The following is a 13241-nucleotide window of genomic DNA, read 5'->3' on the forward strand; positions in this document are numbered from 1 at the left end:
CTGGCCGCCCTCCGGCAGCAGCGGTTCGAGCCGCTCCCACTCGGCGTTCGTTAAGTCACCGCGACCCATACACCTATCGTGACAACGTAGGCACCATCGGTCAGCAGATCTAAGAAACAGCTCCTAGACGCTGGCCGCGCAGGCCCTGGTGATCCCGGCGGCGGCGCTCAGCAGCGGCTCGACCAGCCGGGGCAGCTCGCGCACGCGCCGGTGGGAGATCACGATGCCGAGCGCCGCGACCGGCCGCCCGTCCACCAGGATCGGCGCCGCCGCCGAGCACGAGCCCCGCGTCATCTCCTCGTACGTCAGCGCGTACCCCTGGGAGCGCACGGTCGCCAGCTCCCTGGCCAGCCGCCCGGCCTCGGTGATCGTGTGCGGGGTCGGCCGTTCGAGCTTGCGCGCCAGGTACGCCTTGACGAACCACTCCGGCTCGTACGCCAGCAGCGCCTTGCCGACGCCCGTCGGATGCATGGGCAGCCGGGCGCCGGTCCTGGACACGATGGGCACCGCCCGCCTGCCGTGCACCTTGTCGACGTAGAGCACCTCGAGCCCGTCGCGGACGGCCAGGTGCACGTTCTCGCCGGTGCCGGCGAACAGGTCCTGCAGCCACGGATGCGCCAGGTCCTGCAGCCGGGCGGGCGCGAGCTGGCCCAGCTCCCACAACCGCAGCCCCACCCGCAGCCGGCCGTCGGGCGCGCGGCTCAGCGCCTGCCACTCCTCCAGCTCCGCGACCAGGCGGTGGGCCGTGCTCAGCGGCACCCCGCTCCGCCTGGCCAGCTCGGTCAGGGTGAGCTGGGGGTGAGCCGGATCGAACGCGCCGAGGATCGCGAGCACCTTGGACGTCACCGAACGCCCGGGAACGCGAGATCCACCTGCCATGGACCAATCCTGCCTATTCCTTCCACCCAGTGGAAGGGTTGGTTCGGCTGATCGCCCCTGGAGGCAGGATGCTCCGTATATGCGAACTCAGGTCGGGATCATCGGGGCCGGGCCCGCCGGCCTGCTCCTGTCCCACTTGCTCCACCTGCGCGGCATCTCCTCCGTGGTGCTGGAGAAGCGCAGCCGCGACCACGTCGAGCGGCGGGTCAGAGCCGGGGTGCTGGAGCAGGGCACGGTGGACACGCTGGTCGAGGCCGGCGTCGGCGAGCGCCTCCTGCGCGAGGGGCTGCCGCACCACGGGATCGAGCTCAGGTACGACGGCGCGGGCCACCGCATCCCGTTCGAGAAGCTGGTGCCCGGCCGGCGCATCACCGTGTACGGCCAGCAGGAGGTGGTCAAGGACCTCATCGCGGCCCGGCTCGCGGCGGGCGGCGACGTGCGGTTCGAGGTCGAGGACGTGGCCCTGCACGGCCTGGAGACGGAGCGGCCGTACCTGACGTTCGGCGGCGAGCGGCTCGACTGCGACGTGATCGCCGGCTGCGACGGCTTCCACGGCGTGTCGAGGCCGTCGATCCCGGAGGGCGTTCTGAGCGTTTACGAGCGCGAATATCCCTTCGCCTGGCTGGGCATCCTGGCCAGGGTGGCGCCGTCGTCCGAGGAGCTGATCTACACCAGGACCGAGCGCGGCTTCGCCCTGCACAGCATGCGCACGCCCGAGGTCAGCCGCTTCTACCTACAGGTCCCCGCCGGCGCGCGGGTGGAGGAGTGGCCGGACGAGCGGATCTGGGCCGAGCTGAAGGCCCGGCTGGAGAGCGTGCCCGGCTTCGCGCTGGCCACCGGCGAGATCATGGAGAAGGGCGTCACGCCCATGCGGGCGTTCGTCGCCGAGCCCATGCAGTACGGCCGCCTCTACCTGGCCGGCGACGCCGCCCACATCGTGCCGCCCACCGGCGCCAAGGGGCTCAACCTGGCCGTGGCCGACGTCCGCGTCCTCACCCGCGCCCTGGCCGCCTACTTCGAGCACGGCTCGGCCGGGCTGCTCGACGGCTACTCGCGGGCGTGCCTGCGACGGGTGTGGCGGGCGCAGCACTTCTCGTGGTGGATGACCACCCTGCTGCACACGTTCGAGGACGACGACGCGTACGCGCGCCGGCTGCAGCTGTCCTACCTGGACTACGTGACCTCGTCCGAGGCCGCGGCGACGACCCTGGCGGAGAACTACGTGGGAATGCCATGAAGATCGTTGGTACGGCGGCCGAGGCGGTCGCGGGAATCGGGGACGGGGCGTCCCTCGCGGTCGGCGGCTTCGGCCTGGCCGGGGTGCCCGCCGTGCTCATCAAGGCGCTGCTCGGGCAGGGCACGTCCGGCCTGCACGTCGTGTCGAACAACTGCGGCACCGACGGGCGCGGTCTGGGCGAGCTGCTCGCGGCCGGGCGGATCTCCCGCGTCACCGGCTCGTACGTGGGGGACAACAAGGAGTTCGCCCGGCAGTACCTGGCCGGCGAGCTGGAGGTGGAGCTGATCCCGCAGGGCACGCTGGCCGAGCGGCTGCGGGCCGGCGGCTCCGGCATCCCCGCCTTCTACACGAGGGCGGGCGTGGGGACGCTGGTCGAGGAGGGTGGGCTGCCGTGGCGCTACCGCTCCGACGGGTCGGTGGCGGTGGCGTCGCCGCCGAAGGAGGTCAGGGAGTTCGACGGCGTCCCGTACATCCTGGAGCACGGCATCCGGACGGACTTCGCGCTCGTCCGGGCCGCGCGTGGCGACATCTACGGAAACCTGGTGTTCGCCAAGGCCGCACGCAACTTCAACCCGCCGGCCGCCATGGCGGGACGGGTCACCATCGCCGAGGTCGAGGAGTTGTGCGAGCTCGACCCCGAGGAGGTGCACCTGCCCGGCGTCTTCGTGCAGAGGGTGCTGGTGCTGGATCCCGGGCAGGCGGCGGACAAACCCATCGAGCGGCGGACGGTGCGTTCCTGATGGCCTGGACCCGGCAGCAGATGGCGGCCCGCGCGGCGGACGAGCTGCCCGACGGCTCGTACGTCAACCTCGGCATCGGCCTGCCCACGCTCATCCCCGCCCACCTCGGCGGACGCACCGTCGTGATCCACTCGGAGAACGGCATCCTCGGCGTGGGGCCGTACCCGCTGCCTGACGAGGTGGATGCCGACCTGATCAACGCGGGCAAGGAGACGGTCACCGTCGACCCCGGGGCGTCGTACTTCGACTCGGCGCTGTCGTTCGGCATGATCCGCGGCGGCCACGTGGACGTGGCGGTGCTCGGCGCCATGCAGGTGTCGCAGGCCGGCGACCTGGCCAACTGGGCGGTCCCCGGCAAGATGATCAAAGGGATGGGCGGCGCCATGGACCTCGTGCACGGCGCCCGCCGGGTCATCGTGGTCATGGAGCACACGACGCGCGACGGCGACCCCAAGATCCTGCCCGCCTGCACGCTGCCCCTCACCGGCCGGTCCTGCGTCGACCGCGTGATCACCGACCTGGCCGTCATCGACGTCGTCCCCGGCGGTCTGAAGCTCGTGGAGACCGCCCCCGGCGTCACCGCCGGCGAGGTGCGCGCCAGGACGGCGGCCGACCTCACAGAAGGAGCCACATGAGCCATCCTCCCTACCTGAGCCCCGGCTACCGCAGCACGGTCGTGCGCGCCCCCGCCCGCCCGCCCGTCGCCTTCAAGCTCGACCCCGACGCGATCGAGCTGACCGGCCCCGTCTTCGGCCACGAGGAGGTCGGCGCGCTCGACGCCGACCTCACCAGGCAGCACGCGGGCGAGCCCATCGGCGAGCGCATCATCGTCGAGGGGCGCGTGCTCGACGACGACGGCCGCCCCCTGCGCGGCACGCTGGTCGAGCTCTGGCAGGCCAACGCGGCCGGCCGCTACGCCCACGACGGCGACCAGCACCCCGCCCCCCTCGACCCGAACTTCACCGGAGCCGGCCGCTGCCTCACCGACGAGGACGGCCGCTACCGGTTCGTCACGATCAAGCCCGGCGCCTACCCGTGGCGCAACCACGACAACGCCTGGCGCCCCGCCCACCTGCACTTCTCCGTCTTCGGACAGGCATTCACCCAGCGGCTGGTCACCCAGATGTACTTCCCCGGAGACCCGCTCATGCCCTTCGACCCGATCATGCAGTCGATCCCGGACGAGGCGGCCAGGCGGCGCCTCGTCGCGTCGTTCGAGCTGGACCTCACCGAGCCCGAGTGGGCCCTCGGCTACGCGTTCGACATCGTGCTCGGCCGCACCCCGACGGAGACGCCATGACCACGCCCTCGCAGACGGTCGGACCGTTCTTCAGCCACGCGCTGCCGTACGAGCGGGACTGGGAGCTCGTGCCAGAAGGCCATCCCGGCGCGATCACGCTCACCGGCCGGGTGCTGGACGGCGCCGGGGAGCCGGTGCCCGACGCCCTGCTCGAACTCTGGCTCGGCTTCACCGGGGACCGCGGCGCGCTGAGCAGGCAGGGCGGGCAGGTGTCCGGGTTCGGCCGCTGCGCCACCGCGCCGGACGGCACCTACCGTTTCCGTACGGCCCCGCCGCCGGGGCCGTACCTGTCGCTGCAGGTCTTCGCCCGCGGCCTGCTGCGCTCCGTGCTCACCCGCGTCTACCTGGAGGACGTGCCCGACCCGCTGCTCGACGTCCTCGAACCCGGGCGCAGGGCCACGCTGATCGCCGCCGGTTCTGGCGACTCCTACCGCTTCGATGTGAGACTGCAGGGAGCGGAGGAGACGGTGTTCATTGACTTCTGACGAACCATCGACGTCCAGGGGGCCATGCGGCGACGGCGGGCTGCTCGCGCCCGTCCGGGCGGGCACCAAGGCGGAGGCGATCACCTCGGACACGGCGTGGCTGCGGGCCATGCTGGAGGCCGAGGCGGCGCTCGCCCGTGCCCAGGGCCGCCTGGGGCTCATCCCGGCGGAGGCGGCGGCCGCCATCGACAGGGCCGCCGCCACGCTCGTGCCCGACCCGGCCGGCGTGGCCGCGCGGTCCAGGCAGTCGGCCACCCCCGTCGTCCCGCTGGTGGCCGACCTGCGGCAGGCCGTGCCCGGCGCGGCCGGCCACGTGCACAGGGGCGCCACCAGCCAGGACATCGTGGACACCGCCGCCATGCTGGTCGCCGCCCGCACGGTCCGAGCCGTCGTCGCCGACCTGGGCGCCGTCATGGACGACCTGTGCGAGCTGGCCGGTCGCCACAGGGACACGGTGATGGCCGCGCGCACGCTGGGACAGCACGCGGTGCCGACGACGTTCGGGCTGAAGGCCGCGCAGTGGCTGGCGGGCCTGATGCGCGCCCGCGCCCGGCTGCGGGAGCTGCGCCTGCCCGCCCAGCTCGGCGGCGCGGCCGGCACCCTCGCAGCCTTCGCCGAGCAGGACCCGTCCACCGCGCTTCCCCTGGTCGAGGTGTTCGCCGAGGAGATCGGGCTGGCCGCGCCCGCGGCGCCGTGGCACGCGGAGCGCTCCGCCGTCACCGACCTGGGCGCGGCGCTCGCCGGCACCGCCCGCGCGTTGGGCAAACCGGCCACCGACATCATCCTCATGGCCCAGACCGAGGTCGGGGAGGTGGCCGAGTCGTCGTCCGGCGGCTCCTCGGCCATGCCGCAGAAGCGTAACCCCGCGCTGTCCGTACTGGTCAGGTCGGCCGCGCTCCAGGTCCCCGCGTACGCGCAGGTGCTCGGCCAGGTCGGCGAGCACGAGCGGGCCGCCGGGGCCTGGCAGGCGGAGTGGCTGCCGCTGCGCGAGGCGCTCCGCCTGACCGGAGGCGCGGCCGAGACCGCCGCCGAGCTGGTGCGCGGGCTCCAGGTCTTCCCCGAACGCATGCGCGCCAACGCCGGCCTGACCGGCGGGCGCCTCGTCGCCGAACGCCTGGCCGCCCACCTCGGCCGCGACACGCTTGCCGCGATCATGCCTGGACGCGGGCCGCTCGAACTCGGTGACGCGCTGGCCGAGGCGGGCCTGACCCGGGACCCGGACGAGCTGCTCGACCCGTCCGCGTACGTGGGCGCGGCTCCGGAGCTCGTCGACCGCATTCTCACCACCTACCGGGAGCAGCCGTGAAACTCCACCACCGCGTGGACGGCCCCTCCGGCGCGCCGCTGCTGGTGCTCGGGCCCTCGCTCGGCACCACGAAAGAGGTCTGGCGCCCCCAGCTCGCCGAGCTCACCGCGTCCTGGCGGGTGCTCAGGTACGACCTGCCCGGCCACGGCGGGTCGGCGCCGGCCACCGGATTCACGATCGACGACCTGGCGGCGGCCGTGCTCGACCTCGTCGAGGACGAGCCCTTCGCGATCGGCGGCATCTCGCTCGGCGGCGCCATCGCCACCACCGTCGCGCTCCGCGTCCCCGGCCGGGTGCGCGGCCTGGTGTTGTGCTGTACGTCCGCCCGGTTCGGCGAGCCGGGACCGTGGCGGGAGCGGGCGGAGCTGGTGCGGGCCGAGGGAGTGGCCGCGCTCGCACCGGCGCTGGAGAACCGCTGGTTCACGCCCGGCTTCGACGGCCGGTGGGTGCTGGAGGGGCTGGCGGAGGTGGACGCCCCGTCGTACGCCGCCTGCTGCGAGGCCCTGGCCGCCTTCGACGTGACGGGCAGGCTCGGCGAGGTCACCGCGCCCGCGTTGGTGATCGCCGGGGCCGAGGACCCGGCCACGCCCCTCGACCAGGCGCTCACGCTGGCCGACGGCATCCCGGGAGCCTCGCTCACGGTCGTGCCGCGGGCGGCCCACCTGGCCGGCGTCGAACGTCCCGGCGCCGTCACCACCGCCATCGCCCGCCACCTGCGAGACGGCGGGCGGGAGGCGGGCATGCGCACCAGGCGCGAGGTGCTCGGCGACGCGCACGTCGACCGGGCGATCGCCGCGACCACTGGCTTCACCCGCGACTTCCAGGACTTCATCACCCGCTACGCCTGGGACGAGATCTGGAACCGCCCGGGGCTCGACCGGCGCACCCGCAGCTGTGTCACCCTCACCGCCCTCGTCGCCAGAGGGCATCTGGAGGAGCTGGCCATGCACGTCCGCGCGGCTCTGCGCAACGGGCTCACCCCGGACGAGATCAAGGAGGTGCTGCTCCAGAGCGCCGTCTACTGCGGGGTCCCGGCGGCCAACGCCGCCTTCGCGGTTGCCCGCCGCACGCTGGACGAACTTGGGCCAGATGCCCCCTGACCTTGGAAAATGCTTTAAGGTTGGCGGGTGGTTTTCGAGGACGGATGGGCGGCTTCGCCCTTGCGGTGGTTGATGAGCACGCTGGGCGACGCCCAGCTCGCCAGGATGAGCGCCGACCCGGGGATGGCGGCGGCGGTCGACCAGCATGCCGCGGTGCTGCGTGACGCGATCCCGCTCGACCGGGAGACGCTGGGCGACTACCTGCTCGGGTTCCTTGACGAGCTGCGGCACCGGGGGTGGGTCTTCAGCGGCGAGCCCGACGCGCCGGCGCTCCGGCTGACGGCCGTCTGCTGGCTGTCGCGCGAGCTCGGCCTGCTCGAGGACGGCCACCCGGCCTGACCGCCCCGCCCGGCCTGACCGCCCCGCCCGGCCGATCGCGCCGCCCGGCTGACCGCCGCATCCGGCCGATCGCGCCGCCCGGTCCGGGCGTTCCCGCCCGGCTCTCGGCGGCCAGGCCCGGGCCCCCGCAACAGGCCGGGCCGGTCGAGTTCGGGCGGGCCGGACAGGAGGAGGACCGTCACGGTCACTCCGGGGGCATGTCCGAGCGGGTGGTGCGCCCGCCCGGCATCGTCCGCACCTGCGTCGTCTCCTCGCTCATCGACCGGGCATCCTCACGACCCCGCTGGTACGCCTCCGCGTGCGCCCTGGCCTGCGGCGCCTCGGCCTCGATACGGCCCAGCCAGCGCTCCCAGCGCTGCTGCATCGGCCGGATGAGCCCGCCCCCGATGCCGATGGCCGCGATCGCGCCGATGGTGGCGAGCACCGTGATCAGCACAGGCGTGGTAACGGCGGTGGCCACGCCGATCTGGTTGAGCGCGGCGATGATGCCCAGCGCCCAGATGAACACCGCGGCCAGGGTCGCCAGGAAGCGCCCGTAGGACAGACCGCCGAGCGCGCCCGAGAGGATGTCCCTGACGGCCTTGGCGATGGCGCCGGCCACCACGATGATCACGATCGCCACGATGGCCTTGGGCAGCCAGCCCACCACGGCGGCCAGCAGCGCCGAGATCGGGTTGGGCCCGAAGACGTTGAAGGCTATCTGCAGGGTGACCAGCAGGATCGCGTAGTAGACGATTCTGGCGAGCAGGCTGCTGGCGGTGTAGTCGCTCCGCTCCAACCAGCGGTGCACGCCGCTGCGGTCAACGACCCGCTCGAAGCCGACCCGTTCGAGCACCTTGTTGACGATCTTCTCCAGCACCTTCGCCACGATCCACCCGATGATGAGAATCACGATGAACGCGATCAGCTTCGGGACGAACGTTGCAATCTGCCGGAATACGTCGGTAAGTCCTTGGCCTATGTTGATGTCCACGGTTTCCTCCTCCGAGGAGCTGATGCAACGGCGCTACCCGGACCGCAACGGTCTATGCACACAGCGCCACCGAAAGCTCGCATAAGGCGACATATCGTCTTTCGGGTGCCCTATAGGGTGATCACTATGCATCGAAGCCGTTTGTACGCCCTGCTGATCGACACGCCGGCCGCCGAGGCCGACCAGGCGGCCGCCTTCTGGGCGGCGGCGCTCGGCGCCACCGCCCGGCCGCTCGAAGGGTACGAGCAGTTCATCTCGCTGCACGGAGCCGTCCCGGGGTTCGCTGTGGCCGTCCAGTCGGCCGACGACCCGCCCCGTTTCCACATCGACATCGAGTCCGACGACGTCGAGGCCGAGGTCCGGCGCCTGGTCGCACTCGGGGCCACCGAGGTGTCGCAGTGGCAGGAGTGCCGCACGCTGCGCGCGCCCGGAGGGCACCTCATGTGCGTGCTGCCGGTGGAGAGCGACCGGGAAGTGTTCGACGCCGAGGCGAAGACCTGGCCGTAACAGCGGATCAGGCCGGGCCCGACCCGGCCGCCTTCAGGTGAGCCGCCGCGGCCTGCTCCAGGTGGACGAGGTCGGAGGCGACGGTGGCGAACGTGAAGCCCTCCGCCAGGCGCCGGGCTGCCTGCTCGCCGCCCGGGTTGTGGATGCCGGCCGCGACCCCGGCCCGCTCGGCGGTCGTCCTGACCTTCTCCAGCGCCTCCTCGAACACCCCCGCGACCTCGGGGTCGCCGGGGAACCGGCCGCCGACGGCCAGGCACAGGTCGGACGGGCCCACGTACACGCCGTCCAGGCCCGGGGTGGCGCAGATGGCCTCGATGTTGGCCAGGCCCTCCGGCGTCTCGATCATGGCCAGGACCAGCACGCTGTCGTCCGCCTCCGCCGGAGTGGGGCCGATCCGCAGCATGGAGCGCATGGGGCCGTACGATCGGCGGCCCCCGGCCGGGTAGCGGGCGGCCGACACGGCGCTCGCCGCGTCCTCGGCGGTGTCGACCAGCGGCACGATCACGCCGCCCGCGCCGAAGTCGAGCGCCCTGCCGATGGCCGCGGGCTCGCCCGACTCCACCCGTACCAGTCCGGTCGAGCGACCGCCGGCGTCGATGGCCATGAGGTTGCTCAGCAGCCCGGCGTTGCCGATCAGCCCGTGCTGGCCGTCCAGCGCGATGTAGTCGTACCCCAGCCGGGCCAGGCGTTCGGTGGCGATGGGCGCGTCCAGCACCACCCAGTAGCCGACGGCCCGTTCCCGGCTGCGGATCTTCCTGGCGAACTCGGCGGCGGTCATGCGATCTCCTCTGCGCTGGTGCGGATGTGCGGGCCGGCCAGTGGGGTCACCTGTTGTACGCCGGCATCGGGCCGCGGAGCGCGTCGCCCACGGCGTCGCAGGCGGCGGCCACGTCGGCGGGCAGCGGCCCGGCTGCCAGGGCGGCCAGGTTGGCGCCGAGCTGCGCAGGGCTGGACGCGCCGAGCAGCACCGCGCTCACCACCGGCCTGCCGCTCAGCCAGCGCAGCGACAACTCGGCGAGCGGCATCCCGGCCGCGCGGGCGATCGCGCCGAGGTCCTCGACGGCCCGGAACAACTCGGCGTCCCAGTACCGCCGCCGGTACATCGCCGCCAGCCGCGAGTCGCCGAAGCGGCCCGCCTCCGGCGCCTGGTCGAAGCGGTGCCGGCCGGTCAGCAGGCCGCCGCCGAGCGGGTTGTAGACCATCGTGCGCAGGCCGGCCGCGAGCGCGAACTCCGCGTACTCGTCCTCGATCCTCCTGGCCAGCAGGTTGTAGAGCTGCTGGGCGAGCACGGGCCGTGGGACGATCCCGGCGATCTGCCAGGCGGCGTAGTTGGACACGCCCAGCTCACCGATCTTGCCCTCGGCGACCAGCTGCTCGACCGTGCCGAGGGTGTCCTCCAGCGGCGTCGCCCGGTCCGGCTGGTGGAGGTAGAACAGGTCGACGTGGTCGGTCCGCAACCGTCGCAGGCTGCCCTCCAGCGAGGCGCGCAACCCGGCGGGGGAGAGCGGCGCGTGCTCGCCGGTGTCCGGGTGCGGGATGCCGGCCTTGGTCGCCAGCACCACCCGGTCGCGGCGGCCGCGCAGCAGCTCGCCGAGGATCTCCTCGGCGGCGCCGCCCGCGTAGCCGTTGGCGGTGTCCACGCCGCTCACCCCGGCGTCGAGCGCGAGGTCCAGCATCCGCCCCGCCGTGCCGGCGTCCACGGTGTCGCCGAACGTCATGGTGCCGAGCACCGGTTCGGGGATCATGCCTCTTCCCTTGTCGTAGTCGGCCGGCCGTCGCGCCGGGCGGTTCGCCATGGCGGCCCTCGGTCGCGGAGGGGCCGGCGCGCTCTCCCGGCCGAGCCGTTCAGCCCTTCTGCGCCGTGCTGGGGGTTCGCGCTCCTTGCGGGTAACTGTGGCATAGTGTGCGTGTTTCGTGCAATGCTTGACGCGTGATTCGCGCAGGTCTGCGGTGTTCGGAGGTGGGTGTGGGCCACTTTCCGGTGTTCGCCCTGGCCGACGACCTGTCAGGGGCGGCGGAGACGGCGGCCGTGCTCATGTCGCCCGAACGCCCCGCGCGCATCACGCTGTCAGGCCCGCCGTACGTCGCCATGCCGCCCGTCCTCGTCGCCGACCTCGACACCCGGCACCGTTCCGGGGCCGCGGTCCTGGTACGGGAGGCGCTCGCCTGGGCGGGGGACCGTCACGTCCTCATCAAGATCGACTCGCTGCTGCGCGGCGACATCGCCACCACCGTCCAGGCCTGCCTGAGCACCCCCGCGCACTCGGCGCCCGCGCCCGTCGTGCTCGCCAGCGCGCTGCCGCAGGCCGGCCGCACGGTCGTGAACGGCGTACCGCTCATCCACGGGGTACCGCTGCGCGAAACACGCACCCGACCCGCCACCCGACCCGCCACCCGACCCGCCACCCGACCCACCACTGGGCCCGCCACCGGGCCCGGCGTTGTTCCCGCCACCGTGGCCGAGGCCCTGGGCGGGGTGCCGTCGGCGGGTGTCCGGCTGGCCGCCGTCCGTGCCGGGCGGGCCGCCCTCATGGAGGCGCTGGCGGAGGTGGCCGCGAGCGGGCGGGTGGCCGTGTGCGACGCGGAGACGGACGCCGACCTGGACATGATCGTCGCGGCCGCGCTCGCCGGCGACCCGGCGCCCCGGCTCATCGGCGCCGGCGGCCTGGCCGCCGCCCTCGGCCGCGCCCTGAACACCGCCCCCGCCCTCGCACCGCTCGGGCCCCCGCCTCCTCCGGCCGGTGGATCGTCCGCGGGCGCGCCATCGTCCTCTCCGGACGGCGGGCCGTCCGCGGGGGTGCCGGTCACCGGGCCGGCGCCCCCTCAGGCCGCCGGGTCGGCCCCGGACGCGCTGCTCGTCGTGGTGGGCACGGCGGAACCGGCGGCGGCGGAGCAGGCCAGGCTGCTCGTCGCGTACGGTGCCGAGCCCGTGACTCTCGACGCGGCGGACCTCGACACGGCGGATCCTGGCACGGCCGGGGAGCCGGTCGTGGGGCGGGTGCGGCGGGCGCTGGCCGGCGGGGTCGCCGTGCTGACCGTACGCGGGCCGGCGCCGCCCGCCCTCACCGCCATCCTCGGCCGGATCGTACGTGAGGCGCTCGGAGCGACCCGTGCCGACCTGGTCCTGACCGGCGGGGAGACCGCGAGGAGGGTCCTCGACGCGCTGGACGTGCGCGAGCTCATCCCCGTGGGCCAGGTGCACCACGGCGCCGTGCACAGCCGGACGCCCGACGGCCGTTCCGTGGTCACCAGGCCGGGCAGCTTCGGCGGCCGGGACAGCCTCCTGCGCATCGCCGCCCATCTCAGGCCCGGCCGCTTCCGCACCACAGGCGTTCCCGCCACGAGCGGCACCACCTTCGACGAAAGGCCGACATGAGCAGCACCCCTCTCATCGCCCTCACCATGGGGGACGGATCCGGCGTAGGGCCGGAGGTCGTCACCGGCGCGCTCCTCGCGCCCGAGACCTCCGCGTTCTGCCGCCCGGTCGTCATCGGTGACGCGGCACGCCTGCGCAGGGCCGCCGGATTCCGCGGCCTGCGGCCGGAGGTGGTCGCGGTGGAGCGTGTGGGCGAGGCCGTCTTCGAACCTGGCCGGATCAACGTCATCGACCTGGGGCTGCTGCCGGAGGACCTGCCGTGGGGCGAGGTGTCGCCGGTCGCGGGACACGCGGCCTACGAGTACGTACGGCTGGCCGGCGAGCTGGCGACGTCGGGTGACGTACAGGCGATCTGCACGGCCCCCCTGAACAAGGAGGCGCTGCACGCGGCCGGGCACCTCTTCCCCGGGCACACCGAGCTCCTGGCGCACCTGACGGGGACGGCGGAGGTGTCGATGATGTTGTCGACGTCCAAGGTGCGGGTCATCCATGTCACCACGCACGTCGGCCTCATCGACGCGGTCGCGCGCATCGAGCCCGGCCTGGTCGAGCGGACCATCCGCCGGGGTGAGGCGGCGATGCGCGGCTCGGGCGTGGCGCGTCCCAAGATCGGCGTGTGCGGCATCAACCCGCACGCTGGGGAGAACGGCCTGTTCGGGTACGGCGAGGAGGAGGAGAAGATCGTCCCGGCGATCGAGCTCCTGCGGGCGGAGGGCATGGACGTGCACGGCCCGCTCCCCGCCGACACCGCGTTCTTCCTGGCGGGCCGTGGCGACTACGACCTGATCGTGGCCATGTACCACGACCAGGGGCACGGCCCGGTGAAGATCCTCGGCCTGGAGGCCGGGGTGAACATCACGGTGGGCCTGCCGGTGATCAGGACGTCGGTGGACCATGGCACCGCCTTCGACATCGCAGGAAAGGGCGTCGCCGACGCCGGTAGCATGATCGAGGCCCTCCGCCAGGCGGCAGAGCTGTCGTCCGCGCGGGGGGTGTGAC

15 protein-coding genes are annotated in these 13241 nt (G+C 73.5%); 11 read left to right on the forward strand and 4 right to left on the reverse strand.

Annotated features, from left to right (window positions below):
* Window positions 1-123: 123 nt before the first annotated feature.
* Window positions 124-879, reverse strand: a complete 756-nt coding sequence (locus ACTWPV_RS27195) for an IclR family transcriptional regulator (RefSeq protein WP_443153959.1) — start codon at window positions 877-879, stop codon at window positions 124-126.
* Window positions 880-958: 79 nt separating this feature from the next.
* Between ACTWPV_RS27195 and ACTWPV_RS27200 the strand changes: the two genes are divergently transcribed.
* The 8 genes from ACTWPV_RS27200 to ACTWPV_RS27235 are packed head-to-tail and all read left to right on the forward strand — an operon-like array spanning window position 959 to window position 7386.
* A complete protein-coding gene (locus ACTWPV_RS27200) occupies window positions 959-2116 on the forward strand; it encodes a 4-hydroxybenzoate 3-monooxygenase (RefSeq protein ID WP_443153960.1) in 1158 nt (385 codons plus the stop codon).
* The gene (locus tag ACTWPV_RS27205; RefSeq protein ID WP_443153961.1) at window positions 2113-2856 is read left to right on the forward strand and encodes a CoA transferase subunit A; all 744 of its coding nucleotides are present in this window, start codon (window positions 2113-2115) and stop codon (window positions 2854-2856) included. The genes ACTWPV_RS27200 and ACTWPV_RS27205 overlap by 4 nt, the downstream gene beginning before the upstream one ends.
* Entirely contained in the window at window positions 2856-3491 is a 636-nt protein-coding gene (locus ACTWPV_RS27210) for a CoA transferase subunit B (protein WP_443153962.1), read from the forward strand. The genes ACTWPV_RS27205 and ACTWPV_RS27210 overlap by 1 nt, the downstream gene beginning before the upstream one ends.
* On the forward strand, window positions 3488-4156 hold the full coding sequence (pcaH, locus tag ACTWPV_RS27215) for a protocatechuate 3,4-dioxygenase subunit beta (RefSeq protein ID WP_443153963.1): 669 nt from the start codon (window positions 3488-3490) through the stop codon (window positions 4154-4156). The genes ACTWPV_RS27210 and pcaH overlap by 4 nt, the downstream gene beginning before the upstream one ends.
* Window positions 4153-4641: a dioxygenase family protein gene (locus tag ACTWPV_RS27220; protein ID WP_347644012.1), complete on the forward strand. Its 489-nt coding sequence runs from the start codon at window positions 4153-4155 to the stop codon at window positions 4639-4641. Before pcaH ends, ACTWPV_RS27220 begins: the two co-directional genes overlap by 4 nt.
* A complete protein-coding gene (locus tag ACTWPV_RS27225; protein ID WP_443153964.1) occupies window positions 4631-5947 on the forward strand; it encodes a lyase family protein in 1317 nt (438 codons plus the stop codon). The genes ACTWPV_RS27220 and ACTWPV_RS27225 overlap by 11 nt, the downstream gene beginning before the upstream one ends.
* A complete protein-coding gene (gene pcaDC, locus ACTWPV_RS27230; protein ID WP_443153965.1) occupies window positions 5944-7047 on the forward strand; it encodes a bifunctional 3-oxoadipate enol-lactonase/4-carboxymuconolactone decarboxylase PcaDC in 1104 nt (367 codons plus the stop codon). Before ACTWPV_RS27225 ends, pcaDC begins: the two co-directional genes overlap by 4 nt.
* 27 nt (window positions 7048-7074) lie before the next feature.
* Entirely contained in the window at window positions 7075-7386 is a 312-nt protein-coding gene (locus tag ACTWPV_RS27235) for a DUF6401 family natural product biosynthesis protein (RefSeq protein ID WP_443153966.1), read from the forward strand.
* 184 nt (window positions 7387-7570) lie between these two features.
* Here ACTWPV_RS27235 and ACTWPV_RS27240 read toward each other — a convergent pair whose 3' ends face one another.
* On the reverse strand, window positions 7571-8353 hold the full coding sequence (locus ACTWPV_RS27240) for a mechanosensitive ion channel family protein (RefSeq protein ID WP_347644349.1): 783 nt from the start codon (window positions 8351-8353) through the stop codon (window positions 7571-7573).
* A 132-nt stretch (window positions 8354-8485) separates the two neighbouring features.
* Here ACTWPV_RS27240 and ACTWPV_RS27245 point away from each other — a divergent pair, with 132 nt between their 5' ends.
* Window positions 8486-8866, forward strand: coding sequence for a VOC family protein (locus ACTWPV_RS27245; protein WP_347644008.1), 381 nt, complete (start codon window positions 8486-8488; stop codon window positions 8864-8866).
* A 7-nt stretch (window positions 8867-8873) separates the two neighbouring features.
* Here ACTWPV_RS27245 and ACTWPV_RS27250 read toward each other — a convergent pair whose 3' ends face one another.
* Together ACTWPV_RS27250 and ACTWPV_RS27255 are read right to left on the reverse strand one after the other, a co-directional pair.
* Complete coding sequence (locus ACTWPV_RS27250; protein ID WP_347644007.1) at window positions 8874-9644, reverse strand: HpcH/HpaI aldolase family protein; 771 nt, start codon at window positions 9642-9644, stop codon at window positions 8874-8876.
* A 46-nt stretch (window positions 9645-9690) separates the two neighbouring features.
* A complete protein-coding gene (locus ACTWPV_RS27255) occupies window positions 9691-10611 on the reverse strand; it encodes an aldo/keto reductase (protein ID WP_443153967.1) in 921 nt (306 codons plus the stop codon).
* Window positions 10612-10832: 221 nt separating this feature from the next.
* Here ACTWPV_RS27255 and ACTWPV_RS27260 point away from each other — a divergent pair, with 221 nt between their 5' ends.
* Window positions 10833-12242 carry a four-carbon acid sugar kinase family protein gene (locus ACTWPV_RS27260; protein WP_443153968.1) on the forward strand — a complete coding sequence of 470 codons (1410 nt, stop codon included), beginning with the start codon at window positions 10833-10835 and terminating at the stop codon, window positions 12240-12242.
* A complete protein-coding gene (gene pdxA, locus ACTWPV_RS27265) occupies window positions 12239-13240 on the forward strand; it encodes a 4-hydroxythreonine-4-phosphate dehydrogenase PdxA (protein ID WP_443153969.1) in 1002 nt (333 codons plus the stop codon). Before ACTWPV_RS27260 ends, pdxA begins: the two co-directional genes overlap by 4 nt.
* Window position 13241 lies beyond the last annotated feature (1 nt).

The sequence above is a fragment of the Nonomuraea sp. KM88 genome, from assembly GCF_052245635.1.
Lineage (GTDB): Bacteria > Actinomycetota > Actinomycetes > Streptosporangiales > Streptosporangiaceae > Nonomuraea.

What these genes read in the sequence shown, in the direction of transcription:
- ACTWPV_RS27255 (WP_443153967.1), bottom strand. Translation starts at nt 10,611, where the DNA reads ATGATCCCCGAACCGGTGCTCGGCACCATGACGTTCGGCGACACCGTG.
- ACTWPV_RS27250 (WP_347644007.1), bottom strand. Translation starts at nt 9,644, where the DNA reads ATGACCGCCGCCGAGTTCGCCAGGAAGATCCGCAGCCGGGAACGGGCC.
- pdxA (WP_443153969.1), top strand. Translation starts at nt 12,239, where the DNA reads ATGAGCAGCACCCCTCTCATCGCCCTCACCATGGGGGACGGATCCGGC.
- ACTWPV_RS27220 (WP_347644012.1), top strand. Translation starts at nt 4,153, where the DNA reads ATGACCACGCCCTCGCAGACGGTCGGACCGTTCTTCAGCCACGCGCTG.
- ACTWPV_RS27195 (WP_443153959.1), bottom strand. Translation starts at nt 879, where the DNA reads ATGGCAGGTGGATCTCGCGTTCCCGGGCGTTCGGTGACGTCCAAGGTG.
- ACTWPV_RS27200 (WP_443153960.1), top strand. Translation starts at nt 959, where the DNA reads ATGCGAACTCAGGTCGGGATCATCGGGGCCGGGCCCGCCGGCCTGCTC.
- ACTWPV_RS27210 (WP_443153962.1), top strand. Translation starts at nt 2,856, where the DNA reads ATGGCCTGGACCCGGCAGCAGATGGCGGCCCGCGCGGCGGACGAGCTG.
- ACTWPV_RS27205 (WP_443153961.1), top strand. Translation starts at nt 2,113, where the DNA reads ATGAAGATCGTTGGTACGGCGGCCGAGGCGGTCGCGGGAATCGGGGAC.
- ACTWPV_RS27245 (WP_347644008.1), top strand. Translation starts at nt 8,486, where the DNA reads ATGCATCGAAGCCGTTTGTACGCCCTGCTGATCGACACGCCGGCCGCC.
- pcaH (WP_443153963.1), top strand. Translation starts at nt 3,488, where the DNA reads ATGAGCCATCCTCCCTACCTGAGCCCCGGCTACCGCAGCACGGTCGTG.